Below are 25154 nucleotides of genomic sequence, written 5' to 3'. Positions count from 1 at the left end.
TTAAAAATTAAAAACTAGAAATTGGGAGCGGAATCTTCGCTCGCAAACGCCTGCCATATTTCGCCGCCCGTTAAAAATGCCGCGCCCTGCTGGCGCAGGTGCGTCATGATTTCGTGGAATTGCTGCGGGCCGTTTTTCGTATTGGCCGGGTCGAAATTTTCGTTATGCCACAGTACAGAGGCCACGCCGCCGAAGCGTTTTATTTCGGCAAAAACCGGCCGGAGCGCGGGCAGAATATCGGCTGGTTTTAGCTGCAAATAGTTTGGGTGATGCAGCGTGGCGTCCATGACGTTTAGCGGAATTTCCAAAAACTCCACTGCCTGACTACTGGTGAAATCGAACGGGTAAAATGGCTGGCAGTAAGAATTTCGAAAGCCAAAATATTCGGCAAATCCAAGCGTAGAATCGAAAGGGAAACCTACTTTGTTTACGAGCGTTGCTGTTTGGCGCGGCTCCCAGCTAAGGTAGTGAAAACGATTGCCGCGCATAGCCAGCGACCAATGACGCCGACACGTATTTCGCAACGCTTCGTAGCTGTCGTCCGTGCCCAGAGGGGTGTGAAGGGCCTGCTCGCATCCCGCTGCCCTTAAATTTTGGAGGCGCCGCTCTAAATCAAGAGTCAACTCGTAATCGGCATTGGGAGTGCCATTTGGCGCTTTTTTGGCGCTCGGTAACATAAAAAACGTAGACTTCGCGCCATGATGCGCCGTGCTCGCAGCCACTGCTTCCAGGTTGTCCCAGGCATCGGGCTGGGTGAGGTGCTGCCATAGCAATTTGCCGAATAAGCCGAATTTTCGCTGCTTTAGCGCCGCCTTGGCCGGTGCTTTCCAGGCGCTGCGTAAATTATCAACGTCGTGCGAGATAAAGGCGGCAAAACCAGCCTGCTGGCTGCCCCAGCGGCGCGGGTGCAGCGGCTGGCCGCTTACGTGCTCAACGGCCGTTTTCAGCACGTCGAAATAATAATTGACGACCGGCAGCGTCACGAAATTATACTGCTGCTGCACGCTGGCGCCATAAGGAAAGCGCCTGTGCCGGTCGCGCTCCGACGAAAAATATTCCTGCCAGCCGCTCAATAAATAAAATGCGGCCGAAATAATATCGGCCGCAATAATCGCCTTATTTCCCTGAAAAATAAGCAACGATTCCGCCGCCGCATTATCGAAGAAAAAAGGGACCTGGCGACCCTGCCAGGCGCGCCAGTGCGGGGCCGCCGGGTGAGGCGCGTTGCCGTCGAAAAATCCGGTGCTCAGGTCGGCTATTGCCACCCGCGGCTGCTGGCTGGCGTAGCCAATCGCCACGTCCGGCGCGCCGGGATAAGCTAACCGGAAATGCCGCAGCACGTAAGCCAGGCGCACTTCGGCCGAAACGGGCGCGGGCGCGGCGGGCGGAAGGGTAGGAGGGGGCATGGCAGCCGCGAAATTACGCCGCGCCGGCCGGGGCGGCCAACCACTCGCTCAGCCGGCGCAGGGCCAACTCGCGGCTATGGCCTTCGTCGGCAGTGCCCAGGCTGGCGTTGTAATAACCAGCCCGGCGATATATATCGGCTGGCTTATGCTGGGCCAGGCGGCGCAGCGCGGTGGTCAGTTCGGGCAGCGTACGTGCCCATTCGCTAAGGCCGTGGGCGGCGTAGCCGTAGTAGTCGGCCAGGGTAGGCGTGGGCGAAAACCGGTAGTACACGCTGGCCAGGTTGAGCAGCGTGGCTTCGAGATGGGTACTGGTATCGGCGGCAACCAGGGCATCGTGGGTTTGTAGAAACTGGAACACGTTTTCCTGCTGTGGGTTGCTCCACTGCAAAGCCGGCAGCGCCTGGCGCAGAGCGCTGAAATCGCGGCGGTCGGCGGGGTGGGGGCGTAGGGTAAACGTCAGGGCCGGCAGCTCACGCAGCAGGTACGTGAGGGTAGCGGTGAGGTCGGGCAGGCCATCGAGCAGGTTGCAGGCTACGGCCACGTGGCGTACCTGGGGCGCAGTATTACGCTGGTTTAGAAAGCTATCGGCCTTGGGCATGCCAACCAGTTCGACGCGGCCGTGCACGGGGCCGCACTGCCGGTATTTGTCGAACGCGTCCTGGCCTTCCAATAAGCTCAAATCGAAGCCCAGGGGTGGGAAGTTGGTGCTTACGCTGGCGTGCTGCACGTAGGCCGTTGGTACGCCCTCGGCGCGGCAGGCCAGCAGCAGGGCGCGGGCATCATCGTTGTGGTCGTTGGCAAAAACCACGGCGCGCGGCCGGTAATGGCGCAGGGCCCGCCGGTACACCTCGTAGTAACCAATGGCGTAAAAAATCAAGTCGAAAAAACGCAGTGCCCGGTGGCCCACCAGCCGGTGCAGACCCCGCAGCGCCACCGGGTACTGCCAGTAATACAGAATTTTGCGCCGCAGCGACAGCCGGTTTACGTCTTTACCATAGCGCCCAATGTTTTTGCCCTGGCCCGCCAGCAGCACCGCATCGGGGCTGGCCTCCCGGATAAATCTCAGCGCCTCGTAGTTGTTGGCGCTCACTACGTAGAGCCACACGGCGCCGGCCAGCCGGTCGGGGTTTCGAACAGGCTGGAAAATATGCCCAAGCAGCCGCAGCGCGGTGTAGCCAGCCATCCGCCCCAGGCGCTTCAGCGGATTGGCTGGTGAAATGCCGGCCAGCACGGACGCCGGCAGGGCCGCAAACAAGTCGGTAAAGCGCAGCTGAAGAATATCGCGCAGCCGGCTGGCCAGGGCGCTCACGGCCGGGACACCGGTTCGCCAAGCAGGGCATCCCAGGTAAGGGGGGTGCCGGGCGTGAGGTCGCGGGTGGCGCGGCGACCCAGCACCACGTCCCAATGGCGGGGCAGCAAGCCGTCGCCGGGCCGGATAATCCGCAGGTTATCAGCAGTGAAAGCCTCGCCGGCAGCTACGGGGCGGGCCACGTAGATGCTGCGCTTGAAAATGCGGCTTTTCTCCTCACTGGGCTGCACGCAAAGCTGCACCGTGCCCAAAGCCTGGTGGGCGCGGGTGGTTTCATCGACCAATAGCTTTAGCTCCTCGGGCTCCAGCGAAAAGGCCGAATCGACGCCGCCGTCGGCGCGGCGTAGGGTAAAGTGCTTTTCAATAACGCAGGCACCCAGCGCCACGGCGGCCACGCTGGCCCCCACGCCCATCGTATGGTCGCTCAGGCCCACCGGGCAGCCAAAGGTTTCGGCCAGCACCGGGATGGTGCGTAAGTTGGTAGTAAGGGGAGAGGCTGGATACGTGCTGGTACATTTTAACAGCACCAGCTCGCGGCAGCCAGCCTGGCGCAGCACCTGCACGGCCTCGTCGATTTCGCTGAGCGTAGCGGCTCCGGTGCTCACAATCACGGGTTTGCCGGTAGCAGCTACGCGGCGCAGCAGCGGCCAGTGGGAATTTTCGAAGGAGGCAATCTTGTAGGCGGGCACGTCGAGACTTTCCAGAAAGTCGACCGCCGACTCATCAAACGGCGAGCTGAAAGCCAGCAGGCCGTGCTGGCGCGCCCGCTCAAAAATGGGCGCGTGCCACTCCCATGGAGTATAGGCTTCTTTATATAGCTGGTACAGGCTTTTGCCCTCCCACAGCGATTGCCCGTCTTCGCGAATAACGAAGCCGGTATCCATGCTGATGGTATCGGCAGTATAGGTCTGGAGCTTGAGGGCGTGGACCCCGGCGGCGGCGGCGGCATCCACAAGGGCCAGCGCCCGGTCAAGACTCTGGTTGTGATTGCCCGACATCTCGGCAATAATAAACGGCAAATGCGCCGGCCCAACGGGGCGGCTACCAATCGTAATTTCCATGAGTAAAAACCAGGGCTAAGCTGCCGGAGCAGCTATCCACACGAAGGTAAGCCCGCCCGCCGGGCCTGCCGCCTCGGTCTGCGCAAACCCCGCCCGCCGGAAAGCCCGAACGGACGCCTCATTGTCGGCTTTAACCTCCCCCAGCACGCGCCGCACCCGCGGAAACTGCGCCAGCACAGCACGCGTGCCGGCCACCAGCAGTGGCGCGGCCCAGCCCCGCCCCGGTAGTCAGGGCCGAGCGAGTAGCTAAGCGTAGCCGTTATTCCGGCTTCGTTAGCCGTCGAAACTGTAAAGCGAATAAGGCCCGCTGCCGCTCCGGTATCGGACATTTCAGCCAGAAGTAGCAGGTGGCGGTCGGGCGCGGCCAGCTGGCCAGCCAGCCAGGCTTCGTGGCGGTCGGGCGGCACCAGCTCGGGCGCAAACGACTGCCGACGCGTGGCCGGGTCATTGGTCCAGGCCAGTAGCTGCGCGGAGTCTTCGGGCTGCACGGGCCGCAGGCGCAGCGGGGCCGTTGGTAGCAGCAGGGCCGTAAACTCCTGCCGGAGTCGCCGGGGGGCCAGCCCGTCGAAATAGTGGCGCTGTGCTTGACGTAGCTGGGCGGCCAGGCGCGGGGCCTCGTCGGCGGTCAGCACGTTGGCCGCCGTAGTATAAGGCAGCGCCAGGCCAGCGCTCCGCATAAAATGGTCAAGGTCCTGCTGGTTTTCGGCAGTGGGGCGCAGCAGCAGCAAGCCGCCGCTTACGGCGCAGTACTCGTAGCTGATAGTGCTGGGGATAGCACGGCCGCTCCGCAGGTGCGCATCAGCGCCGCCAGCTCGGCGGCAGAAAGGGCGCGGTGCAGCCGCAGGCGGCCGGGGTGGGTAGCAGCCCACTGGTATAGCTCGTCCGGGGCAGTGTAGGCGCTGCCCACTACCACATGAACCAGCGCCACGGCTGGCAGGGCCAGCAGGACCTCGGCTGTAGCACGGGTGAGCTGGCGCGGGTCGGCTCCGCCCAGGCATACCAGCACCTGCGTGGCCGAAGGGCTTGCAGCTTGGCTCTCAGCTGATTGAAAATCAGCGCGCAGCGGGGCGTAGCCCGGACCGGTTAGCAGGCGGCAGGTGGGCGGGCGCAGGTAGGCCGAAGGGGCCACGCCGCCTGCCGGATTCAGCACCAGGTCGGCGGCAAAAGGGAACGCGTGCAGGTCGTCGAGGCACACCAGGCGGGCTGCCAGCGGGCGCACCAGCTGCTGGTACGCATAGTCAAAGCCGTATCCGTCGAGCACCAGCACGTCGGTTGGCTGAAGCAGGGCGGGCATACTTTCGGCCGCTTCGGTGGCTGGCGCAGCGGGCGGTAGCTCCGTCAGCGCGAGGCCGGCGTTGCGCAAGAGCACTTGTACGTTCTCGTCGGGTGCCTGAATGAGGAAGTGGATTTCCCCAAAATCAGCCCGCAGAATTTCGGCCAGTGCCAGCAGCCGCATGAGGTGTCCCAGCCCGATACGACTGTTCCCATCGGCGCGCAGCACGAGCCGGGGCAACGCTTGTTGGGGGTAGCAGTAACCGCGAAAGTGTCAGCCATTATGCAAATAAAGGCGGTCCGGCTAGGCCCGCACCTGCTCATTATGCCGGTTAATATCGGCCAGCCACGGATAGCGGGCCACCAGAGCCGGCAGTTCGGCCGGGTCGGTAAGCGAAAAAGCTGGTCCCAGCTCCGTAAAAAGCAAGCTTAGCAGCGCATAGTCGCTGGGGTAGTCAACGGTCAGGCGCAATGCCGCCACGGCGGGCGGCACGGCCAGCGCCAGCGTTTCGAGTCGAAACAGCTCGGGGTGGCGGCGCAGGTAGGGCGTTACATGTTCCCGCTCATCGGGCTGGTTGGCCTCGGCGTGGGCGCGCCGGAGCGCGGCAACCTTTATCACTTCAACATTAGTACCTAACGGCAGGCCGGTAGTATAGGTATAATCGGCCCCGGAGGCCAGGTGATGCGCTACGGCCTTATCCAGAAAAACCGGGTCGAGCGCTGGGTTGTCGGCCGTGAGGCGCACGACGGTATCAGCTCCGTCAGCCTGCGCCAGCGCGCCGGCAAAGCGGCCGAGTACATCCTGCTCATCGCCCCGAAATACCGTTGCGCCCAGGCTCGTAGCCAGCGCTGCCAGCTCATTATCAAGCGGGTGGGTAGTTGTTGCGACCATTATCGTTTTCGTCGAAGCAGCCCGCTGCGCCCGCCTTACCACGTGCCCCAGAATAGTAGCGGCATTGCCCACTGCGCCGAGCGGCAGCGGCAGGCGCGACTTGCCGGGCAGGCGCGACGACCCTAGCCGGGCCTGAATAAGGACAATAACCTGCGGTGACTTTAACATATAGGCCTGCTTTTAGCGGATAGTCCAGCCACCATCCACTACCAGGTTGTGGCCAGTGACAAAATTCGACGCGGCCGAGCTGAGAAACACAAACGCGCCCGCTACATCCTGCGGCTCGCCCACCCGGCCCAGCGGGATGCGCCGCCGCAGCTCGCCCTCAAAGCCCGTATTCTGCCGCACCTTATCGGAAGGAAAAGCACCCGGCGACACGCAGTTTACCTGAATATTCTCTGGCCCCAGATACGAGGCGAAGTACTTGGTTAGCTGAATCATCGCTGCCTTGCCCGCGCCATAGTGCGGCGGATTCAAAAACTGCGGCGCGTCGGCGTAGACCTCGAAGTCGGGGGCTACCAGGCCGTACATGGAAGCTACGTTGATAATTTTGCCGCTGCCGGTTTCGCGCAGGTAGGGTAGCACCTCGCGCAGGCAGCGGTAGGCACTGCCCACCGAGCCATCGAGGCCGAGCGCAAAATCGGCGTCGGGCAGCGCATCGGGCTGCTGGCCGCGGCTGTAGTAAGCGTTGTTGATGAGCACGCTGGGTGGCCCGTAGAGGTCGAAGCTCTGACGGAAAGCTGCCTGCACCGAAGCCGTTTCAGCCACGTCACAGAAAATAAAATGCAGGTTGTCGGTAGGCGTTCCGAAAGTTTTGGCAAATGTTTCGGCACTACGCCCCAGCGCAATAACCTGCGCCCCGTGAGCCAGCAAACCGCCCACAATGGCTTGGCCGAGGTGGCCATATGCCCCGGTCAGCAGCACAGTCTGGCTGCGCAGGTCGAACATAGTGCGGTAAAACGAATCGGTCAGGGGCGCGGCGGCCATGCGTAGGGAAGAATAAAAGTGTCGGTAGTTTCGGCCAGCCCGGTCAGGGCTGGCCGCAGGGCTTCAACGGCGTGAGCATAAGCAGCGGCAGTCAGGTTCTCACGCAGGTTCTCTACCGAATCGACGCCAATCACGGCCCGCGCCACCCCCGGCGCGTAGGCTGCAAAAAGCAGCAGAGCGGCTGGTAGTGGCACGCCGGCTGCGGCGGTGAGCGCCCGCAGCTGGGTCAGCTTCGGGGCTAGTGGTCGGAAAAATTCGGGTAAGTCGGTTGGGTCGCGCAGTAGCAGGCCCTGCAAAAAAGCCGACCGCACGTGTACCTCCACGCCTTGCGCGGCCAGCCGGGGCAATACCGCCGCAAAGCGCTGGTCGAGCACACTATAAGGCACTTGCACGAGGTTGATATCCCATCCTTCAGCCAGCAGCCACTCGGCTTCGTGCGGATGGTAGAGCGACACGCCGATGCGGCCCACTTGTCCGGCCGCCCGGGCCGCCCGCAATGCCGACCAAGCCCCCGGCTCGGCCTGCATGGGCCCAAAAGCGTGAAACAATACGCCGTAGAGCCGTTGCCGCCGCAGCCGCGCCAGTGAGGCCGCGAGGTGCTGCGTCACCTGCGCCGCCGGACCGGCCGGAATTTTGGTAATTATAGAGAAAATTGAATATTTACCCGCCAGCTCACCTAACCGCACCTCGCTGTTGCCGTAGGCAGCTGCAGTGTCGAGCAGCGTGAGGCCAGCGGCCGTGGCCGCGGCCAGCACCTCGGCCACGGCGGCAGCAGTTGGCTGGCCGCCGTGGTTGTTGATGCCGTAGGCCAGCCCAAACTGGGCCGTACCCAGCGCCAGGCGCTGGGTTAAGGCCTGCAGTTCGGGCGTAGCCGCCGTGCTCACGCTGGGTTTCGGGCTAAAAATTCCTGCACGCAGTCGATAACGTACGCCTGCTCGTCATCGGTGAGGGTGGGGTAGAGGGGCAGGCTTAAACAGCGCGCGTAGTAGGCCTCGGCAGCCGGAAAATCCCCGGCTTTCCAACCCAGCTTCTCGTAGTACGGCATGCGGTGTACGGGTACGTAATGTACCTGCGCCAGAATATTTTTGCCACGTAAGAACTCATAAAGCCCGCGCCGGTCGGCTACCTGAATCACGTACAGATGGTAGGCGTGGCCGGGCCGGCCGGGCGCCAGTACCTCCACGCCCGGCGTGTCGGCAAAGGCGGCGTCATAAGCGCGGGCCAGCTCGCGGCGGCGGGCCAGCCCGGCATCGGCCCTCGCCAGCTGGCTGATACCCAGCGCGCACAATATATCGGAAATGCGATAATTGTAGCCCAGCTCTTGCATCTCCATGTACCAGCCGCCTTCGTCCTGCCGCAGCAGGCCGCTGGCTTCGCGCTCGATGCCGTGGGTACGCAGGCGGCGCAGGTGGCGGTACAGCAGCTCGTCGTTGGTGGTTATCATGCCGCCCTCGCCGGTGGCAATGTGCTTCACGGGGTGGAAGCTGAAGATGGCCAGCTCGGCCAACTGCCCGCTCCCGCAGCGACGCTCAACGCCTTGTTTATCAATGAAAAATCCACCCGGCGCGTGGCAGGCATCCTCAATTATCCAGAGGTCATACTCGTCGGCCAGCGCCCGGGCTTCTTCCATGTTAACGGCCAGCCCGGCAAAATCGACGGGTATGAGCCCGGTAAAAAAGCCTTTAGGATGCGCTTCGAGCAGCTGCCGCACCTTTTGCAGGTCGAGCAGACCAGTGGCTGGGTCGATATCGGCAAAGTATACTTCGCCGCCGCAATAGCGCACGCAGTTGGCGGAAGCCGCAAAGGTGATAGGCGTAGTAATAACGCGCTGACCCGGCCGCACTTGCAAGGCCAGCGCGCACAGGTGCAGGGCGGCCGTGCCGTTGCTGACCGCCACAGCAAACTTCGCGCCTACATAGGCCGCAAATTTCTCCTCAAACTCCGTCACGCGCGGCCCCTGCGTAAGAAAGTCGGAGCGGAGCGTAGCCACGACGGCGGCCACGTCCTCGTCAGTGATATGCTGGCGGCCGTAGGGCAAGGGGGAGGGAGGTGTGCTCAACATAGACTACAAAGGTAGCCAGCCGATTTTTAGTGCTCTGGGAGTGTAAAGGAATACTTGTAACTTGCCATTCAGCACAGTGTATATCTTATGAGCTACGTTCATTGGCGCCTCTACTTAGTGGGGATGCTGAGTTTTCTGCTGGCCCATCCCGTGTGCGCCCAGTATGAATTTAACGCCTGGAGATTTGGTAGTAACGCCGGGCTTTTGTTTCCGGCTACGCCAGCGAGTGGGCCGCCCCAGCCGGATGGAAGTAGCTTTTTTGCTATCGAGGGCTGTGCATCAATTGCCGATTCGGCCGGCAACCTCCTCCTCTATACCAATGCCGAACAAGTTTACTCGCGCTCAGGTGTTCAGCTGTCTGGTGGTCAGCTGGGTAGCGGGGGAAGCAATGCCGTGCAGGGCGCCATTCTGCTTAAACATCCGGGTCCAGCTCACCAGTACTTACTATTCAAAGTCGACGAAGCTCAGAATTTATTTGTGGGTGGGCTGCGCTACACAAGTATTGAAATGGCGTCGAATGGGCTGGCTGGTCGCTTGGTGTTTCCTTTGCCACATTTGCTAACCCCGGCTGGCTATTTAGTTACGGAGGCGATGACAGCTATTCGGCATGCCAATGGAGCCGATTACTGGGTAATCGTGCATGGCTACCTAAACCGGGAGTTTCTGAGCTATCATATTACGGAGGCTGGCCCTGAGCCTGTACCGGTCCGCAGTGTGGTGGGTAGCTATCATGGCTTCACTAATCCAGGCTGCCCAATGCGCGGCTCGCCCGATGGGCACCAACTAGCTATAGGACTACCCGGCGGGGCGTAGAGCTACTCGACTTTGATAACCAGACTGGACAGCTAACGAATAGCCGGCCGCTGCCATTACCACTCACTTGGAACTGCTACGGACTAGAGTTTTCGCCCGACAACTCGTTGCTATACGTTGCCTACGGTGGCAGCAGCATTTTTCAGGCTGACCTTCGACGCGGCACCCTGGCCACCCAGGTGGCCAGCGGCCGGTTTGGGGCTCTGCAGCGTGGCCCCGATAATCGTATTTACGTGGCCACGTCTCAGGCTGAGTATGTAGGAGCAATTACTGCACCCAATACGCTGGGTACAGGATGTGGCTTTGTAGCCCAGGCAGTGACTCTGCCAGGACAGTGCTTATACGGCCTGCCTAATTTTGCTAACCAGCCTAGCCGTCCGTTACGGCTTATAGGTCCGCTCGACGTGTGCGTTGGGACTGAAATAGCGTTCAGCGCTGAAGGGTTGGTAGTAGATAGTACACTGCCCGAGTGGGACTTCGGCGATTCTACTGCTGGCACTCCCAACCATACCATCGGCAACCCGGTTAGACATCGCTACTTATTGCCAAGTACTTATCAGGTTAAGGTAATGGTTGCTACTGCCTCCGGACCAGTGCAACGTACCCAGCAAATACGGGTGAACGCGCTGCCTGCTCTCCGGCTTATTCCCAGAGGCGATACTGCCCTATGCTACGGCGAGAGCCTGACCTTACACGCAAGCCCGCAGCCTGGCGGTACTGTTTACCGCTGGCAGGACGGCAGCACCAATCCTACCCTAACTGTACAGCAGCCTGGCCAATACATGCTGGAAATACGCAATGCTGCCGGATGCACCGAGCGCGACTCCATATTCGTGCGCGACCAAGCTTGTATGCTGCCAAATATCATCACGCCCAATGGCGATGCTTTGAATCAAACATTTGTACTGGCGGGGCTGAATGCGGTCGAGTGGTCAATCAGAATTTTTAACCGCTGGGGAACTCAGGTATTTCATCAGGCTCAGTATGATAACTCCTGGTCCGCCGACGGCCAGGTGGCCGGGCTCTACTACTACCTGCTTACCAATTCGCAAACCGGAGTACAGCGCAAAGGTTGGGTTGAGGTGGTGAAGTAAGCTATACCTCAAAAGTAGCGTCGACGTGCAGCCGGATTTCCTCCCGAATCTGCTCGGCCGACAGCCAGTCATTGTTATTGGCCGAATCGTAGTGAAAGTCAGTGGGCACGCGCTTGGCCCCGAAGTGCTGAATAAAGCTTTCCTCCTTCCAGCCGGGCGAAGTGGTGGGCAGAATGACGTAGTAGCGGTCCAGCTCCACCGTACTCAGGGCATCGGTCTGGGTTATCATTTCTTCGTGCAGCTTCTCGCCGGGCCGGATGCCCACAATGCGCTGCTCGCAGTCGGGGCCAATAGCGCGGGCCACTTCCGTAATTTTATAAGAAGGAATCTTGGGCACGAAAATCTCACCGCCCCAGGAGTGCTCCAGGGCATACAGCACCAGGTCCACCCCTTCTTCGAGCGAGATGTTGAAGCGCGTCATGTCGGGGTGCGTGATGGGCAGCACGCCCGTGTGCCGTTGCTGCAAAAAGAACGGTACCACCGAGCCGCGCGAGCCAATTACGTTGCCGTAGCGTACTACCGACAGGCGCAAGTCTCTGGAGCCCTTCATGTTATTAGCTGCCACGAACAGCTTGTCCGAGCATAGCTTGGTAGCGCCGTAGAGGTTGATAGGCGCGGCGGCCTTGTCGGTGCTCAGGGCCACTACGTGCTTTACGCCGCAGTCGAGCGTAGCATTGATTACATTCTCCGCACCAAATATATTGGTCTTAATACATTCCATTGGATTGTATTCGGCGGCCGGCACCTGCTTAAGGGCTGCGGCGTGAATAATGATATCCACCCCTTCGCAGGCCCGGTGCAGGCGCTCGGCGTCGCGCACATCGCCGATAAAAAAGCGAATAGCCGGGTAGTTGCTGTGCGGAAACTCCTGGCTCATCTCGTACTGCTTCAGCTCATCGCGCGAGAACACAATGAGCCGTCGCACATCGGGGTACAGCTTAAATACGGTGCGCACAAACTGCTTGCCGAAGGAGCCGGTGCCGCCGGTAATGAGCAAAGACTTGCCGTTGAGGTCGAGAGCCATGAAACTGGAATAGGAAACCACAAAAATAGGTGTCCCTGGCTTAGGGCCGCGCAGCCGCGCCTCCGCCAGCCAGCGCCCGCACCAGCTCGGCCAGCCGAGCGGCCTGGCCCCGCCGCGAGTACTGCGTGGGCCGGGCGTGGGGAAGGTCGAGGTTGGGGTTTTGCTGCCAACCCCTGGCCAGCTGCTCCAGGGTGCTGAGCATGAGGCCGTAGTCGTCGTAGGGCAAGGCCTGGCCCGCCCCGGCCTCGCGCAGTACTTGGTCGGCATCGGAGCCCGCCGGACCCACGCACAGCACCGGTTTGGCCGTAGCGAGGTATTCAAAAATCTTACCTGGCAAAATTCCCCGGTTAAGCGCTACATCCGGAATGGCCATCAGCAGAACGCTGCTGCTCAACAAGTAAGCTATTGATTGCTCGTGGGGCACAAATGGAATAAATTCTGTCACCTCCGCTAGCTTTGCAGCCGCTACCTGCTCGCGCACTCCGGCATCAGCCTGCCCTACGAAGCGCAGCCGCCAGGGCACCCGCGGATAGCGCTGCTGGCATTCGGCAATTGCTTTCAGTAAATTATCAATGCGGTAGCGGGCCGTAATAGTGCCGGTGTGAGTCAGAAGCAGGCAATCTGCAGGTGGGGCCGATAGGCCCTGGAAATCAGCTTCATCGTAGCCATTGGGCAGCACCACGATTTTACCTTTGGCCAGGTCAGGCAGCTTGCGCCGGAACAGCCGCTCGGTTTCGGGCGAGGTCACCAGCACGGCATCGGCTCCGCGTAGCACCTGCTGCTCGTAGTGTGCGTCGAGCCAGGCCGCGGCGGCCGTGCGGTGCAGGTCTTTAGTATAATAAATGTCAGTCCAGGGGTCGCGCAGGTCGGCCAGCCACCGCAGGCCGTGCTTTTTTTGCAGCTCCAGGCCAATAAGCTGCGTCGAGTGCGGGGGCGAAGAAGTCAGTACCGCATCAAACTTCTCTCCCTGCGCCAATAGTTTTTCCACGGCTGCCAGGGCGTAGGAATTCCAGCCCCGGCGCGGGTCAGGGATGAAGAGATTGCCGCGCACGAAGCGCATCATTTTCTGCGTCAGGCTTGGCGTTCCTTCGTTGGCGAAGCCGCCATGCGGCACGGCCCGCCCGGTCAGCTTCTGGTAAGACCCAAACGGCTCCAGCGTGGCCGTGCGAATAACGCGCACCCCCGGCGGCACCTCGCGCAGCAGGCTTTCGTCGCGCACGGGGTAGGTTGCCTGGTCGGCATCTACCGTAATAACAGTGGGCTCAATGCCCAGCTCGGGTAGGTACTTTACCCATTTCAGGCAGCGCTGCACGCCGGCCCCGCCCGAAGGTGGCCAGTAGTAGGTAATGACGAGTAGGCGGAAGGGCACGGAATTCAAAGCCCACAAAACTACGTTTCAGCGCTTATTCCTTGCCCCGTACCTTTGGTACTTAATTTCGCCGCTTTAGCCCGCCCACGTATGAACGACGACCGGATTTTGGAGTTTATGGCTCAAATGAGCGACTACATGCGTAACAGTGACCGTCGTTTCGAGCAGATAGACCAGCGCTTTGAGCAGATGGACCAGCGCTTTGAGCAGCTCATTACGGTGATGCACAATGGTTTTGAGCGCGTCGTCAACAAAATAGGCCAATTGACCGATGAGGTGCGGGGCACCAATGAGCGAGTGGAAGTGCTTACTGGTCAGGTCGAAACCCTGACTACCGAAACAAGTGCTATTCGTCGCAGGGCCGACGCTACCTTCGATCAAGCAGGGCGCCTTACCGAGCAGGGCGAGGTAGCAGCCTTGTGCGTTTCGCACGTCGAGCAGTCTTTACAGCCCACGAATGCTGAGTTGCACCAGCGGCTGCTAACGCTCGAAAACAAAGTAAATAAGGCCTCCTAGCCGTGGCCGCAACCTGCGAATTACCGCACTTCGCTTCATCTGCAAAATAACCGACTAATATGTTCGATAACCTCTCTTCCAAGCTTGATAAAGCCATAAAAACCCTCAAAGGTCAGGGCTCTATCTCCGAAATCAATGTCGCGGCCACCATCAAGGAAATCCGCCGGGCGCTGGTCGATGCCGACGTAAACTACAAGGTTGCCAAAGAGGTAACCGACAAGATTAAGGACGAGGCCATGGGCCGCGACGTGCTTACGGCTATCTCGCCGGGCCAACTCATGGTCAAAATCGTGTACGATGAGCTGACGCTGCTTATGGGTGGCGAAAAGCAGGACATCGTTATTAAGGGTGACCCGGCCGTGGTGCTGCTTTCGGGCCTGCAGGGCTCGGGCAAAACAACGTTTGCCGGCAAGCTCGCCAGCTTTATTAAGAAGCAGAACCGCAATGTGTTGCTGGTGGCCTGCGATGTGTATCGCCCCGCCGCTATCGACCAGCTCAAGGTACTCGGCGAACAAATAGGCGTAGAGGTATATTCGGAGCCGGAGAATAAAAATCCGGTCGAGATTTCTCAAAATGCTATTGCCTACGCCAAGAAAAACAACAAGAAGGTAGTCATCATCGACACCGCCGGCCGCCTGGCCGTGGATGAGCAGATGATGCGCGAAATCGAAGCCGTCAAAAAAGCCATCAACCCCAGCGAAACGCTGTTCGTGGTGGACTCGATGACCGGCCAGGATGCGGTGAATACGGCCAAAACCTTCAACGACCGCCTCAACTTCGACGGGGTAGTGCTCACCAAGCTCGACGGCGATAGCCGCGGCGGGGCGGCCCTCTCCATTCGTGCCGTGGTCGAAAAGCCCATCAAGTTCATCTCGACGGGCGAGAAGATGGAGGCGCTCGACCTCTTCTACCCCGACCGCATGGCCCAGCGCATCCTGGGCATGGGCGACGTGATTTCGCTCGTGGAACGCGCCCAGCAGCAGTTCGACGAAGACGAAGCCAAGCGCATCAACGCCAAGATTCGCAAAAACCAGTTCGACTTCAACGACTTCCTCGGCCAGCTCGAGCAAATCAAGAAGATGGGCAACCTGAAAGACCTGGTGGGCATGATTCCGGGCGCGTCGAAGATGATGAAAGACGTCGAAATCGACGACGATGCGTTCAAACCGGTCGAGTCTATCATTAAAAGCATGACCAAACAGGAGCGCGCCCAGCCCGACCTTATCAATGGCTCGCGCCGCCGCCGCCTGGCGGCCGGCTCGGGCACCGATATTCAGCAGGTAAACGCCCTCATGAAGCAGTTTGAGGACATGCGCAAGATGATGCGCCAGATGAACAAGCTGAGCCAGACCAAAGGCGGCATGGCCCAAATGGCCAAAATGATGGGCGGCATGAAAGGTGGGATGCCTGGCATGAGCCGCCGGTAGTTTATTTCAGTTAATCACAAAAAAAGAAATCCAGCCGACTTAACGGCTGGATTTCTTTTTTAGGCGGTGGTCTATTATAGGGTGTTTTCCGTATAAGGCTGATGGTCACAACAATTCATTATTGTGCAAAATGCACCAGCGACCAACTTCGCCGCAACGGTAGCAAGCAAGGGCAGCCGAAATACCAGTGCAAAGCCTGCGGCTACCAAGGGCTGTTCGTGCCGGCTGCTGTTCGCAAAGCTGCCCAATACGCGCAGGTCGATGCCCTATTGCTAGAGCGCAATTCGCAACGCAGCATTGCGCGGGTAACTGGCGTAGCACGCAGGACGATTGCCAAGCGGATAAAAAAAAGCAGTCCTGCCAGCGCCGCCACTGCCTCGCTTGCGGCCTAAAAAGGCGCAGAAAAAACGGTGGGAAGCCCTGGAATTAGATGAGATGTGGACGTTTGTAGGGTGTAAGAGGCGAAAGGTCTGGCTGTGGCTAGTCGTAGAACGTGCTAGCCGGCGTATCGTCGGCTGGACGTTGGGTAGCCGGGGCGAAGCCCCACTGCGACGCTTGTGGGCAGCCTTGCCACGGCGCTACCGCCGCCACTGTTGGTAGTTCACGGACCTCTGGAAAGCCTACGCCAAGGTGTTGCCCCGCTGGCAACACCGACCCTGCCCAAAAGGCGAAGGGCAAACTAGCATCGTGGAAGCCATCAACTGTTCGCTCCGCCAGCGCTGTGGCGTATTGGGGCGAAAGTCCTGTTCTTTCAGCAAGTCGCTCGCTATGCACACGGCGCGCATTAAACTCGTCATTGATAATTATAACCTCACCCTCAAATAGACCACCGCCGTTTTTTACTTGGTAATTAAAATTCGTGGAATATCCTTTTCCCGTAAATCTATATCGGCCGGCAGGGGCTGTTTCGTAAACTCATCGAAGCAAATTTTGCTGCGACCTTTAAATTTCATTTCCGGGTCATTAATAATTATAACGTGCGGAAACGTGCCGTATTCTTTGTCTTCCCGCATCAGCGTTTGCTGGCTGCCGAGGCCGGGATTATTTACCACATTGGCGTACACCAACTCGCCCTGTGGTGCTTGCTTGAAATAAAGCACCTTGCTCTCGATATGTCCATTACAGGCGTCGGAGCAGCCAGCCAGCGATAGCAGTGCACAACCAAACGAGCCAATGAGTAAGCTGCGATACATCATTAATAAGAGTCAGCTAGCCGTAAGGGACTAATTTCAACCTCTTCGTAAATACTTGCTAGGCTAATGGATAAGCTAAGCGAAGGCAGTTCCAATAAATCTGTCGGGTTGCGTAGCTGGGTTAATTTCCAGATATTTTCAGAATCGCGCAAGAAGCTTTCGACCAAAACCTGGTTTTGAGAAATCAAAACATACTGCTGCAACTCGGGCAGCCGCTGATACTGCTGAAATTTCCACCCGCGGTCGTGGCCCTCCGTGCTAGCCGATAGTACTTCTACGATTAGACTAGGGTGCCTTGCAATGCGGGTTTCCCGCTGGTCGTCCGGATGGCAGGTCACCATCACATCCGGATACGTGAACTGCTTATCCTGCTCGATACTTAACCGGACATTCTCATCAAATACCCGGCAGCCGCGACCCCGTAACCCTTGCCGTAACGCCATCACGCAATTTTGCTTGATGGTATTGTGCGCAAACGTAGCGCCCGCCATTGCCGCCGGCCCGTCGAGCGGAAATATCTCGCCGTGGTAATATTCATGGCGAATATCCGCCCGCTCTTCAAAGGCGAAGTACTCCTCGACGGTGTAGCTGCGCTCGTAGATAGACTGGGCGGCTGACATGGCTGGTTAGTCGTAAAGTGATAATTCCGGAATATTCTCATCATTTATACTTGACCCACAGGTAGCTACCCTTATACCATATTTGTCAAAGCAGATACGCTTCCTGCCTGTAAACCTGTGCTGATAATCATCTATGATAGTAACATTGTAGAATTCTGCTAGTTCGCTGGTGGGTAATCGTAATGTTTTTCTAACGCCAACTCCCCCTTTATTTTTTAAATCAGCATAAATCTTTTCGCCTCCAAAAATGCTGTCGTGTCTTGAATATAATACCACGCTCTCAATTGCACCATCGCAAGAGGGTTCGGGGGTACAGCCTGCTGTAGCGAAGATAAAACAGACCACTGCTAGCCCATTTAGGAGATGGTAGTGGCCTGCCTTAAACATTACTTTAAAATTTACACCACCGAGAAATCGAACGACTCCAAAAACTTGGTCGTGAAATTACCGGCCTTAAAATCCTCGCTGTCCATCAGCGCCAGGTGAAACGGAATAGTGGTTTTCACGCCTTCCACTACAAACTCACTTAGCGCGCGCTTCATTTTTACGATGCACTCCTCGCGGGTCTGGGCTACGGTAATGAGCTTGGCAATCATGGAGTCGTAGTTGGGCGGAATCTGGTAGCCCGCGTACACGTGGGTATCGACGCGCACACCGTGGCCGCCGGGAATGTGCAGCGTGGTGATGCGGCCGGGCGCCGGGCGGAAGCCGTTGCGCGGGTCCTCGGCGTTGATGCGGCACTCCATGGCGTGCATCTTGGGATAGTAGTTCTTACCCGAAATCGGGATGCCCGCCGCGACCTTAATCTGCTCCTTGATAAGGTCGTAGTTAATGATTTCCTCGGTTACCGGGTGCTCGACCTGGATGCGGGTATTCATTTCCATGAAGTAGAAGTCGCGGTTGGCATCGACCAGAAACTCGATGGTACCCACGCCTTCATAGCCGATGGCTGAAGCGCCCGCGATGGCCGCCGCGCCCATGCGCTCGCGCAGGTCGTCGGTCATGAACGGCGAAGGCGCTTCCTCCACCAGCTTCTGGTGGCGGCGCTGAATGGAGCAGTCGCGCTCCGAAAGGTGGCACACGTGGCCGAACTGGTCGCCTACAATCTGAATCTCGATGTGGCGGGGCTCTACTACGAATTTCTCCAGGTACATGCCGTCGTTGCCGAACGCTGCTTTCGACTCGGTGCGCGCATCGTCCCAGGCTTTCTGAAACTCGTCGTCGCTGTTGATGATGCGCATACCGCGCCCGCCGCCGCCCGCCGTAGCCTTCAGAATAACCGGGTACTTTATCTCATGCGCGATTTTTTTGCCCTGCTCTACCGATTCCAGCAGCCCTACCGAGCCTGGTACCACTGGCACGCCAGCCTTAATCATGGTTGCTTTGGCCGTAGCCTTGTCGCCCATCTGGTTTATCATTTCGGGCGAGGCCCCGATAAACTTGATGCCGTTTTCCTGGCAGATGCGCGAAAACTCCGCGTTTTCGCTCAAAAAGCCGTAGCCGGGGTGAATGGCATCGGCGTTGGTAATCTCGGCGGCGGCAATAAGCGTTGGAATATTCAGATAGCTCTGGCTGCTGCTGGGCGGCCCGATGCACACGGCCTCATCGGCAAAGCGTACGTGCAGGCTTTCCTTGTCGGCAGTCGAATACACGGCTACCGTTTTGATACCCATCTCGCGGCAGGTACGAATAACGCGGAGGGCAATTTCGCCCCGGTTGGCAATCAGAATTTTATTGAACATGGCCAGGAATGGCGAAGTCTATGGGAGGGAAATAAAAATCAAAAGAACGTCATGCTGAGCTTGTCGAAGCATCTCTACCGCGCCGCTTGTACATGTGCAACGAAGCGGTAGAGATGCTTCGACAAGCTCAGCATGACGTTCTTCTTTTTGGAAGCCAACGTAGCAAAAGGCTACTCAATCAGGAATAGCGGCTGGTCGTACTCCACGGGCGTAGCGTTTTCGACGAGCACCTTCACGATGCGGCCGGCCTGCTCGGCCTCAATCTCGTTGAACAGCTTCATGGCCTCGATGATGCAGATAACCTGTCCTTTCTCTACCGTGTCGCCTACCTGCACAAATACGGGCGCGTCGGGGCCGCTGCTGCGGTAAAAGGTACCAATCATCGGCGATTTCAGCGGCGTGTAGCTGGCGCTGCTGGCGGGCTCGGCGGCCGGGGCCGCCGGTATGGAAGCAGCCGCCGGGGCAAGCGTTGGCGCGGCAGGGGCTTGCTGCGGAGCCGCCGGCGCCGGCGCGGCGCTCATGCTTACAATCTGCTTGGTGTTGGGCTCGCGCTGCACCGAGATTTTAAACTCTTCGGTTTCAATATTTACTTTATTGAGGCCCGACTTGGCGATGAAGTCGAGCAGTTCCTGGAGTTCTTTGGCTTTCATGGCAGCGTCTTTTTTGGGCGGGGTTTTGGAATGTTCTTTCGACATCGGAAGGGAGTAGCATGGACTCGGCAGGTCCGCTGGTATATCAGTACGAGGCGCGGACTCGCCGAGTCCACGCTACCGGGCTACTTAACGCGCTCTACGTAGGAGTAATCGCTGGTTTTAATGCGAATCTTGGTATCCGTGTCAATAAACAGCGGAACCTGAATGCGAGCTCCCGTTTCGACTATGGCCGGCTTCAGGGTGTTAGTGGCAGTATCGCCGCGCAGGCCCGGCTCAGTATAGGTTACTACCAGGTCAACGGTGGTGGGGAGCTCGGCGGTAAGCGGCTGTTCGGTTTCGGCGTGCATAAGGATAGTCACCGCCTGGCCTTCCTTCATGAGGTCGGCGAAGGGCACCATCGCCTCGGGCAGCACAATCTGCTCGAAGGTGTCATTATCCATAAACGTGAAGCCGTAATCGTCCTTAAACAGGTACTGGTGCGGGCGCTGCTCTACGCGGGCCGTTTCAATCTTCACCCCGGCGTTAAAGGTATTATCCAGCACCTTGCCCGTCTTGATGTTGCGCATTTTGGTGCGCACAAACGCCGGGCCTTTGCCCGGCTTCACGTGTTGAAACTCAGTGATAACGTGCAGGTCGTTGTTGTACATCAAGACAAGACCGTTGCGGAAGTCGGCGGTGGTAGCCATTTTATTGAATTAAAAATTATAACTTACAAATTATGAATCAGGCTAAAGGAATTCGGTCGTTGCTAAATCGGCAATCTCTAATTCCTGATTTCTCCATTCATAATTAAGAATTGTATGCCCATTTCACATGAATGGCACCCCAGGTAAAGCCCCCTCCGAAAGCGGCAAATATCAGGTTATCGCCCTTGTGAAGCTGCTTTTCGTAATCCCATAGACAGAGCGGAATAGTGGCATTGGTGGTATTGCCATAGCGCTGAATATTGAGCATCACTTTCTCGGGCCCTACGCCCATGCGGTTGGCGGTAGCGTCGATGATGCGCTTGTTGGCCTGGTGCGGCACCAGCCAGGCAATATCGTCGTGGCTGAGGTTCTGGCGCGCCATTACCTGCGCGGCCACATCGGCCATGCTCTTCACGGCAAATTTGAATACCGTGGCGCCTTCCTGAAAAATATAATGTTCGTGGTTGGCCACGGTTTCTGCCGTTGGGGGGCGGCGGCTGCCCCCTGCCTTCTGATTGAGATACTGTTCGCCGTGGCCATCGCTGCACAGCACCTGGTCGAGAAGGCCGTAGCCCTCGGTGCTGGGCTCCAGCAGCACGGCGCCGGCGCCATCGCCAAACAGAATGCAGTTGGCGCGGTCGGTGTAGTCAACGATGGCCGACATTTTATCGGCCCCGACCACGATAACTTTCTTGTACATACCGCCCTGGATAAACTGGGCCCCGGTGGCCAGCGCATACAAAAAGCCCGAGCAGGCGGCATTCATATCGTAGCTGAAGGCTTTATTGATGCCTGCCCCGGCCGAAATAATGTTGGCTGTGGCCGGAAACAACATATCGGGCGTCACGGTGGCACAGATAACCAGGTCGATTTCATCGGGCCGGGTATTGGTCTTTTCGAGCAGCTGTTTCACCGCCTTAATCCCCATTACCGACGAGCCCTGGTCTTTCCCTTTTAAAAGCCGGCGCTCCTTAATGCCGGTTCGCGAAGTAATCCATTCGTCGGTGGTATCGACCAGTTGCTCGAGCTCCTGGTTGGTGAGCACGTAGTCGGGCACGTAGCCTCCGACTCCGGTAATGGCGGCGGTAATCTTCATGAGCGCAAAGGTGCGGCCCCAACCTCAACTGTCCAGCCCTAAGCCAGACCGGTCAAGGCTAGGATTTGAAATTGTCTTTAATCTTATCGACGATGCCCGACTGCGCCATTTGGTAGCCTTGCATAAGCATATTGCAAATAGCCAGCGGCGTGCTCACCCCGTGGCCAATAATGGCATTGTCGTTGATGCCCAGAATGGGCGAGCCGCCAATGGTTTCGTAGTTAACCTTCTCAAAGAACTCATCGTTCAGGTTGCGCGCCACCATGATGTCGTACATCGACTCGGCCATTTTGAGCATCACGTTGCCCACGTAGCCGTCGCACACAATCACGTCGGCCTTGTCGTTGAACAAGTCGCGGCCCTCAATATTGCCGATAAAATGTACGTGGGGGTTTACTTTAAACAGCTGGTGGGCCGCCTGCGTAGTCACGGTGCCCTTGCCTTCTTCCTCGCCCAGGCTCATGAGGCCCACCTTGGGGTGGGCAATGCCCAGCACGTACTGCGCGTACAGTGAGCCCAGTTCGCCAAACTGCTCCAGCATTTCGGGCTTGCAGTCGGCGTTGGCGCCTACATCGACCAGAATGCCGTAGCCGCCGGCCAGCTTGGGTACAAAGTTGGCGATGGCCGGGCGCAGCACCCCAGGCACGGCTTTCACCGTAAACATAGCTCCCACGAGCATAGCTCCGGTGTTGCCGGCCGAGCAAAACGCGTCTACCTGGCCGCTGTGCAGCATTCGGTAGCCCACGGCAATGCTGCTGTCCTGCTTTTGCTGGAAAGCTTTGGTGGGATGCTCGCCCATCTCGATAACCTGGGAGGCGTGCACCACTTCCAGCGCGGCGGCACCGGGCCATACGTCTGGAGCAGCGGCTGTACCTCCGCATCGGAACCGATGAGTAGTATCTGGGCTTTGCCGGCCAGGCGCTGAGCAGCCAGCACGGCACCGGCCACGGCAACCTGGGGGGCAAAGTCGCCGCCCATAGCGTCGAGGGCAATTTTCATGAACGCGGAGAAAGTAGAGAGTCAGCCATAGAGCGCAAAGGCGCGAAACCAAACCGGGCCGGACTGCGCATCTCAAAAGAGCAGTCCGGCCCGATGGTACCGCGAAATAACAACGCTTTCGGCTATTCTTCGTCCGAGCCCGTGTCGCCGGCTGCTGCCGGGGCCGCTACCGAGGTATAATTCTTGATAGCCAGCTGGCCATTATGGTACAAATCACCATCCACCACGTAGGCTTTGTGACGCAGGTGCAACTCACCCGTATTCGGGCAGATGGTCACGGCCTTAGGGGTCAGCTTGTAGTGGCTGCGGCGTTTGTCGCGGGTGGCGGTGGAGGTCCGGCGCTTAGGATGTGCCATGGTCTTGGTAAGGGGAAATTAAGAGTTAGGAATTAGGAGTGATGAATTAGTACAGGGTCCTAATTCAGGTTTTTGAGGGCGGCCCAGCGGGGGTCGCCGGGCTCGTCGTCAGGATTCTCACCGGCAGGCCGGGTCGAAAAAATAAGCTTGGTGGCGGCATCGGGGTCGTCATCGGCCTCGTTCTGGAAGCGCGGGTGCAGCTTCTTCATGGGCAATGCCAGCCCGATGTAATCATATAGGTGTTGAGCTATATTTAGCGTCAGCGTCTCGGGCGTCACTTGCAGCACATCATCGTCCAGCTCCTTGGGCTCGTCGCCGTAGCGCACCAGCAGCTGATTCTCAATATCCAGGGGCTGGTCGTACTCATCCAGGCTGCGGTCGCAGGTGAGGCGCACGGTACCGGTGATGTGCGAGTCGATGGTAATTACGCGCTCGGTTTTGTCGAGCGTTACCTCGGCGTGCAGGTTGCCGTCGGCAATAAACTCGCCCTTGGGGTCGAACTCCTCGAAGAAGGCGCGACCGAGCTCAAACGCAAACTGGTGCATCTTAAGCGAAAGCCTGGCGATAGGCAAATCAAATTGCGGGTCCTTTTTCACAGTAAGCCGAATAACGGGGGGCAAAGGTAAGGCTTTTTCCTGGCTTTATCAAGCTAACGCGGGCTATTGCTTCAGCTTCAGGCCGTTTTTAAGATAAACTCGGGGCTGATATCGAGCCGCTCGTAGAGCTTCTTGGCCAGGTCCATCGTTACGCGCCGCTTGCCGCTCAGTATCTGGGAGAGGCGGCCGGCCGGTACTTCGAGCAGCTGAGCCAGGTCTTTCTGCTTGAGCTGACGCTGCTGGCGCTTCAGCTCAATCATGGCGGGCAGGGTAGTGGGCTTAGGAAGAGCAAAGGGAGCACCTTCGACCCTGATTTCGTATGACTGAATGGCTTCTGCTAAAATGCGGGCGGGGCCTTGTAAATCCGGATTAGCGTCAATATCCTGCGCTAATAGCTCGTCGAGTTGACGGAATGCTTCGCGGTATTCCTGAGACGTATTAATTAACATAGCTATAACTTACTGTAATCGATGGTTGCTGCATTTATCTTGTCATACGCTTGGTGTGTGCCGACGAATTTTACGAACACCGTGCGAGTAGAAAATACAATGGCCGCGATGAGCCGGTAGCGATTGCGCCGAATATTGAAGACGTAGCGAAAGTTACCAACGTAGTCTACCGAATTAGAAAATAGTCGTGCGTCTGCCGGATTACGCCACTAGGCTAAGCTAACTTCCTGATACCAATCTTTTAATGCTGAGGCGGCATCAGGATGTTGTTTGCCAAATTCGCGTAAAATGGGCCAACTCAATATTACCATAGGCAACAAGACGGAAACGCGGCCGTTGCCAGCCGCGTTTCAAAAGTAGAAAGAAAATTTCGTTTTTAGAAAAATTCTACCGGATTGAGCGGGGGTCGGCCGCGTTGAGCTGCCGGGCGCGTACTACATCGCAGGCCAGGTATACGGCCGCCCGAAACGACGAGGCATCGGCCACAAACTTGCCGGCGATGCCGTAGGCCGTGCCGTGGTCGGGGGAGGTACGCACGACCGACAAGCCGGCCGTGAAGTTGACGCCCCGCTCGAAGGCCATAAGCTTGAAGGGAATCAGCCCCTGGTCGTGGTAAAGCGAGAGGGTGGCGTCGAACTGCCGGAACTGGCCGGTACCGAAGTAGCCGTCGGCCGGGTAGGGACCGAACACGAGGTGGCCATCGTGCTCAAACTGCCGGATGACGGGCGTTACCACATCGGCTTCCTCGCGGCCCAGCAGGCCGTTTTCGCCGGCGTGGGGGTTGAGGCCCAGCACGGCAATCTTGGGCTTGAGAATACCGAAATCCTGCTGCAACGACTTCAGCAAAAGCTTGATTTTGGTGCGTAGCAGGTCGCTGGTGAGGCGCGTCGACACATCTTTGAGGGCGATGTGGCCGGTGGCGGTGGCTACGCGCAGCTGCTGGTCCTCATCGACCAAGAACATGAGGTTGTCGGCCGCGCCGAAGTAGCTGGCCAGAAACTCGGTGTGGCCGGGAAAGCGAAAGTCGTCGCTTTGGGTATTCTCCTTGCTAATGGGCGCCGTTACGAGGGCATCGAGCAGGCCGGCCTTGAGGTCGCGGGCGGCGCAGAGCAGGCTTTCGCGGGCGGCCTGACCGCTGGCGGGCGAAGGCTGGCCGGGCGTGAGGTGAAAGTCATCTTCCCAGCACGTGACGGCGTTGAGGCGGCCGGGCGCAATGTCGGCGGCGTCGCGCAGCTGGCGGAAGGTGAGCGGCTCGGCATTTTTCTCGACCGGAAAATCGTCGAAAAGCGTGGTGGCGGTGCCGTACACCACGGGCGTGCATTGCTGGAGCAGCCGCTCGTCGCGCAGGGTTTTATAAATGACTTCGGGGCCGATGCCGGCGAGGTCGCCCACGGAAAAGCCGAGGCGGGGGAGGTGTTTGGGCATGATGAATAAAGGTGCTCCGAATCGTGTGTCATGCTGAGCTTGCCGAAGCATCTCGCCCGCATCGTCGAACGATTGAGGTTAGTGCTGCACGCGGGATGCTTCGGCAA

General features: G+C 58.5%; 26 protein-coding genes and 4 pseudogenes. 5 read left to right on the top strand and 25 right to left on the bottom strand.

Going from position 1 to position 25154, the window contains the following annotated elements; all coding sequences use genetic code 11:
• Window positions 1-14: 14 nt before the first annotated feature.
• The 10 genes and pseudogenes from GKZ67_RS09430 to pseC form a co-directional block, all read right to left on the bottom strand.
• Entirely contained in the window at window positions 15-1406 is a 1392-nt protein-coding gene (locus GKZ67_RS09430; protein ID WP_173242064.1) for a DUF7033 domain-containing protein, read from the bottom strand.
• A gap of 13 nt (window positions 1407-1419) precedes the next feature.
• Window positions 1420-2715, bottom strand: coding sequence for a hypothetical protein (locus GKZ67_RS09425; protein WP_254245179.1), 1296 nt, complete (start codon window positions 2713-2715; stop codon window positions 1420-1422).
• The gene (gene pseI / locus GKZ67_RS09420) at window positions 2712-3776 is read right to left on the bottom strand and encodes a pseudaminic acid synthase (protein WP_173242063.1); all 1065 of its coding nucleotides are present in this window, start codon (window positions 3774-3776) and stop codon (window positions 2712-2714) included. The genes GKZ67_RS09425 and pseI overlap by 4 nt, the downstream gene beginning before the upstream one ends.
• A 15-nt stretch (window positions 3777-3791) precedes the next feature.
• A complete protein-coding gene (locus tag GKZ67_RS25100; protein WP_410505051.1) occupies window positions 3792-3953 on the bottom strand; it encodes a hypothetical protein in 162 nt (53 codons plus the stop codon).
• 101 nt (window positions 3954-4054) lie between these two features.
• Window positions 4055-4453 (bottom strand): annotated as a pseudogene (locus GKZ67_RS25095) (GNAT family N-acetyltransferase); the annotation flags it as partial.
• Between the two features lie 59 nt (window positions 4454-4512).
• Window positions 4513-5289 (bottom strand): UDP-2,4-diacetamido-2,4,6-trideoxy-beta-L-altropyranose hydrolase, encoded by a 777-nt coding sequence (gene pseG, locus GKZ67_RS09410; RefSeq protein WP_173242061.1) that lies wholly within the window; start codon window positions 5287-5289, stop codon window positions 4513-4515.
• Window positions 5290-5352: 63 nt separating this feature from the next.
• Window positions 5353-6108, bottom strand: a complete 756-nt coding sequence (locus tag GKZ67_RS09405) for a cytidylyltransferase domain-containing protein (protein WP_173242060.1) — start codon at window positions 6106-6108, stop codon at window positions 5353-5355.
• Window positions 6109-6120: 12 nt separating this feature from the next.
• On the bottom strand, window positions 6121-6927 hold the full coding sequence (locus GKZ67_RS09400; RefSeq protein ID WP_254245178.1) for an SDR family oxidoreductase: 807 nt from the start codon (window positions 6925-6927) through the stop codon (window positions 6121-6123).
• Window positions 6909-7811: an aldo/keto reductase gene (locus GKZ67_RS09395; protein WP_173242059.1), complete on the bottom strand. Its 903-nt coding sequence runs from the start codon at window positions 7809-7811 to the stop codon at window positions 6909-6911. Before GKZ67_RS09395 ends, GKZ67_RS09400 begins: the two co-directional genes overlap by 19 nt.
• Entirely contained in the window at window positions 7808-8989 is a 1182-nt protein-coding gene (pseC, locus tag GKZ67_RS09390; protein ID WP_173242058.1) for a UDP-4-amino-4,6-dideoxy-N-acetyl-beta-L-altrosamine transaminase, read from the bottom strand. The genes GKZ67_RS09395 and pseC overlap by 4 nt, the downstream gene beginning before the upstream one ends.
• Window positions 8990-9112: 123 nt before the next feature.
• Here pseC and GKZ67_RS09385 point away from each other — a divergent pair, with 123 nt between their 5' ends.
• Window positions 9113-9802 carry a hypothetical protein gene (locus GKZ67_RS09385; RefSeq protein WP_173242057.1) on the top strand — a complete coding sequence of 230 codons (690 nt, stop codon included), beginning with the start codon at window positions 9113-9115 and terminating at the stop codon, window positions 9800-9802.
• Between the two features lie 404 nt (window positions 9803-10206).
• Window positions 10207-10896: a gliding motility-associated C-terminal domain-containing protein gene (locus tag GKZ67_RS09380; RefSeq protein WP_173242056.1), complete on the top strand. Its 690-nt coding sequence runs from the start codon at window positions 10207-10209 to the stop codon at window positions 10894-10896.
• Between the two features lies 1 nt (window position 10897).
• Here the strand turns inward: GKZ67_RS09380 and pseB are convergent, their stop codons facing one another.
• Window positions 10898-11920, bottom strand: a complete 1023-nt coding sequence (pseB, locus tag GKZ67_RS09375) for a UDP-N-acetylglucosamine 4,6-dehydratase (inverting) (RefSeq protein ID WP_173242055.1) — start codon at window positions 11918-11920, stop codon at window positions 10898-10900.
• Window positions 11921-11960: 40 nt separating this feature from the next.
• Window positions 11961-13289: a glycosyltransferase family 4 protein gene (locus tag GKZ67_RS09370; protein ID WP_254245231.1), complete on the bottom strand. Its 1329-nt coding sequence runs from the start codon at window positions 13287-13289 to the stop codon at window positions 11961-11963.
• Window positions 13290-13379: 90 nt separating this feature from the next.
• Between GKZ67_RS09370 and GKZ67_RS09365 the strand changes: the two genes are divergently transcribed.
• The 3 genes and pseudogenes from GKZ67_RS09365 (at window position 13380) to GKZ67_RS25090 (ending at window position 16057) form a co-directional block, all read left to right on the top strand.
• The gene (locus GKZ67_RS09365; RefSeq protein ID WP_173242054.1) at window positions 13380-13805 is read left to right on the top strand and encodes a hypothetical protein; all 426 of its coding nucleotides are present in this window, start codon (window positions 13380-13382) and stop codon (window positions 13803-13805) included.
• Between the two features lie 59 nt (window positions 13806-13864).
• On the top strand, window positions 13865-15232 hold the full coding sequence (gene ffh / locus GKZ67_RS09360; RefSeq protein WP_173242053.1) for a signal recognition particle protein: 1368 nt from the start codon (window positions 13865-13867) through the stop codon (window positions 15230-15232).
• 435 nt (window positions 15233-15667) lie between these two features.
• Window positions 15668-16057 (top strand): annotated as a pseudogene (locus GKZ67_RS25090) (IS1 family transposase).
• 14 nt (window positions 16058-16071) lie between these two features.
• Here GKZ67_RS25090 and GKZ67_RS09345 read toward each other — a convergent pair.
• The 13 genes and pseudogenes from GKZ67_RS09345 to pdxA form a co-directional block, all read right to left on the bottom strand.
• Window positions 16072-16428 (bottom strand): hypothetical protein, encoded by a 357-nt coding sequence (locus GKZ67_RS09345; RefSeq protein WP_173242050.1) that lies wholly within the window; start codon window positions 16426-16428, stop codon window positions 16072-16074.
• Complete coding sequence (locus GKZ67_RS09340) at window positions 16428-17045, bottom strand: Uma2 family endonuclease (RefSeq protein ID WP_173242049.1); 618 nt, start codon at window positions 17043-17045, stop codon at window positions 16428-16430. Before GKZ67_RS09340 ends, GKZ67_RS09345 begins: the two co-directional genes overlap by 1 nt.
• A 6-nt stretch (window positions 17046-17051) precedes the next feature.
• Entirely contained in the window at window positions 17052-17432 is a 381-nt protein-coding gene (locus GKZ67_RS09335) for a hypothetical protein (protein ID WP_173242048.1), read from the bottom strand.
• 11 nt (window positions 17433-17443) lie between these two features.
• The gene (gene accC / locus GKZ67_RS09330; protein ID WP_173242047.1) at window positions 17444-18787 is read right to left on the bottom strand and encodes an acetyl-CoA carboxylase biotin carboxylase subunit; all 1344 of its coding nucleotides are present in this window, start codon (window positions 18785-18787) and stop codon (window positions 17444-17446) included.
• 170 nt (window positions 18788-18957) lie between these two features.
• A complete protein-coding gene (accB, locus tag GKZ67_RS09325; RefSeq protein WP_173246648.1) occupies window positions 18958-19437 on the bottom strand; it encodes an acetyl-CoA carboxylase biotin carboxyl carrier protein in 480 nt (159 codons plus the stop codon).
• Between the two features lie 125 nt (window positions 19438-19562).
• Window positions 19563-20126: an elongation factor P gene (gene efp / locus GKZ67_RS09320; protein ID WP_151088833.1), complete on the bottom strand. Its 564-nt coding sequence runs from the start codon at window positions 20124-20126 to the stop codon at window positions 19563-19565.
• A gap of 103 nt (window positions 20127-20229) precedes the next feature.
• Window positions 20230-21222, bottom strand: coding sequence for a beta-ketoacyl-ACP synthase III (locus tag GKZ67_RS09315; protein ID WP_173242046.1), 993 nt, complete (start codon window positions 21220-21222; stop codon window positions 20230-20232).
• Between the two features lie 58 nt (window positions 21223-21280).
• Window positions 21281-22221: pseudogene (plsX, locus tag GKZ67_RS09310) on the bottom strand (phosphate acyltransferase PlsX).
• Between the two features lie 122 nt (window positions 22222-22343).
• Window positions 22344-22577 (bottom strand): 50S ribosomal protein L32, encoded by a 234-nt coding sequence (rpmF, locus tag GKZ67_RS09305; protein WP_173242045.1) that lies wholly within the window; start codon window positions 22575-22577, stop codon window positions 22344-22346.
• Window positions 22578-22636: 59 nt separating this feature from the next.
• On the bottom strand, window positions 22637-23173 hold the full coding sequence (locus tag GKZ67_RS09300; protein ID WP_173242044.1) for a YceD family protein: 537 nt from the start codon (window positions 23171-23173) through the stop codon (window positions 22637-22639).
• A 77-nt stretch (window positions 23174-23250) separates the two neighbouring features.
• The gene (locus GKZ67_RS09295; RefSeq protein ID WP_151088829.1) at window positions 23251-23622 is read right to left on the bottom strand and encodes a helix-turn-helix domain-containing protein; all 372 of its coding nucleotides are present in this window, start codon (window positions 23620-23622) and stop codon (window positions 23251-23253) included.
• A gap of 2 nt (window positions 23623-23624) precedes the next feature.
• Window positions 23625-23771 (bottom strand): annotated as a pseudogene (locus GKZ67_RS23365) (type II toxin-antitoxin system HigB family toxin); the annotation flags it as partial.
• Window positions 23772-24009: 238 nt separating this feature from the next.
• Window positions 24010-25047 (bottom strand): 4-hydroxythreonine-4-phosphate dehydrogenase PdxA, encoded by a 1038-nt coding sequence (pdxA, locus tag GKZ67_RS09285; RefSeq protein WP_173242043.1) that lies wholly within the window; start codon window positions 25045-25047, stop codon window positions 24010-24012.
• Between the last annotated feature and the right edge of the window lie 107 nt (window positions 25048-25154).

Source organism: Hymenobacter sp. BRD67 (genome assembly GCF_013256425.1).
Classification (GTDB): domain Bacteria; phylum Bacteroidota; class Bacteroidia; order Cytophagales; family Hymenobacteraceae; genus Hymenobacter.
Note: the sequence above shows the minus strand (reverse complement) of the source record. Positions and strands in the feature narration are given on the sequence as shown.

Coding starts and splice junctions, on each gene's coding strand:
- efp (WP_151088833.1), bottom strand. CDS start 20,126: ATGGCTACCACCGCCGACTTCCGCAACGGTCTTGTCTTGATGTACAAC.
- pseB (WP_173242055.1), bottom strand. CDS start 11,920: ATGGCTCTCGACCTCAACGGCAAGTCTTTGCTCATTACCGGCGGCACC.
- GKZ67_RS09295 (WP_151088829.1), bottom strand. CDS start 23,622: ATGTTAATTAATACGTCTCAGGAATACCGCGAAGCATTCCGTCAACTC.
- GKZ67_RS09400 (WP_254245178.1), bottom strand. CDS start 6,927: ATGGCCGCCGCGCCCCTGACCGATTCGTTTTACCGCACTATGTTCGAC.
- accB (WP_173246648.1), bottom strand. CDS start 19,437: ATGAAAGCCAAAGAACTCCAGGAACTGCTCGACTTCATCGCCAAGTCG.
- pseC (WP_173242058.1), bottom strand. CDS start 8,989: ATGTTGAGCACACCTCCCTCCCCCTTGCCCTACGGCCGCCAGCATATC.
- GKZ67_RS09335 (WP_173242048.1), bottom strand. CDS start 17,432: ATGTTTAAGGCAGGCCACTACCATCTCCTAAATGGGCTAGCAGTGGTC.
- pdxA (WP_173242043.1), bottom strand. CDS start 25,047: ATGCCCAAACACCTCCCCCGCCTCGGCTTTTCCGTGGGCGACCTCGCC.
- GKZ67_RS09340 (WP_173242049.1), bottom strand. CDS start 17,045: ATGTCAGCCGCCCAGTCTATCTACGAGCGCAGCTACACCGTCGAGGAG.
- GKZ67_RS09315 (WP_173242046.1), bottom strand. CDS start 21,222: ATGAAGATTACCGCCGCCATTACCGGAGTCGGAGGCTACGTGCCCGAC.
- GKZ67_RS09405 (WP_173242060.1), bottom strand. CDS start 6,108: ATGTTAAAGTCACCGCAGGTTATTGTCCTTATTCAGGCCCGGCTAGGG.
- GKZ67_RS09345 (WP_173242050.1), bottom strand. CDS start 16,428: ATGATGTATCGCAGCTTACTCATTGGCTCGTTTGGTTGTGCACTGCTA.
- ffh (WP_173242053.1), top strand. CDS start 13,865: ATGTTCGATAACCTCTCTTCCAAGCTTGATAAAGCCATAAAAACCCTC.
- GKZ67_RS09365 (WP_173242054.1), top strand. CDS start 13,380: ATGAACGACGACCGGATTTTGGAGTTTATGGCTCAAATGAGCGACTAC.
- GKZ67_RS09385 (WP_173242057.1), top strand. CDS start 9,113: ATGCTGAGTTTTCTGCTGGCCCATCCCGTGTGCGCCCAGTATGAATTT.
- rpmF (WP_173242045.1), bottom strand. CDS start 22,577: ATGGCACATCCTAAGCGCCGGACCTCCACCGCCACCCGCGACAAACGC.
- GKZ67_RS09430 (WP_173242064.1), bottom strand. CDS start 1,406: ATGCCCCCTCCTACCCTTCCGCCCGCCGCGCCCGCGCCCGTTTCGGCC.
- accC (WP_173242047.1), bottom strand. CDS start 18,787: ATGTTCAATAAAATTCTGATTGCCAACCGGGGCGAAATTGCCCTCCGC.
- pseI (WP_173242063.1), bottom strand. CDS start 3,776: ATGGAAATTACGATTGGTAGCCGCCCCGTTGGGCCGGCGCATTTGCCG.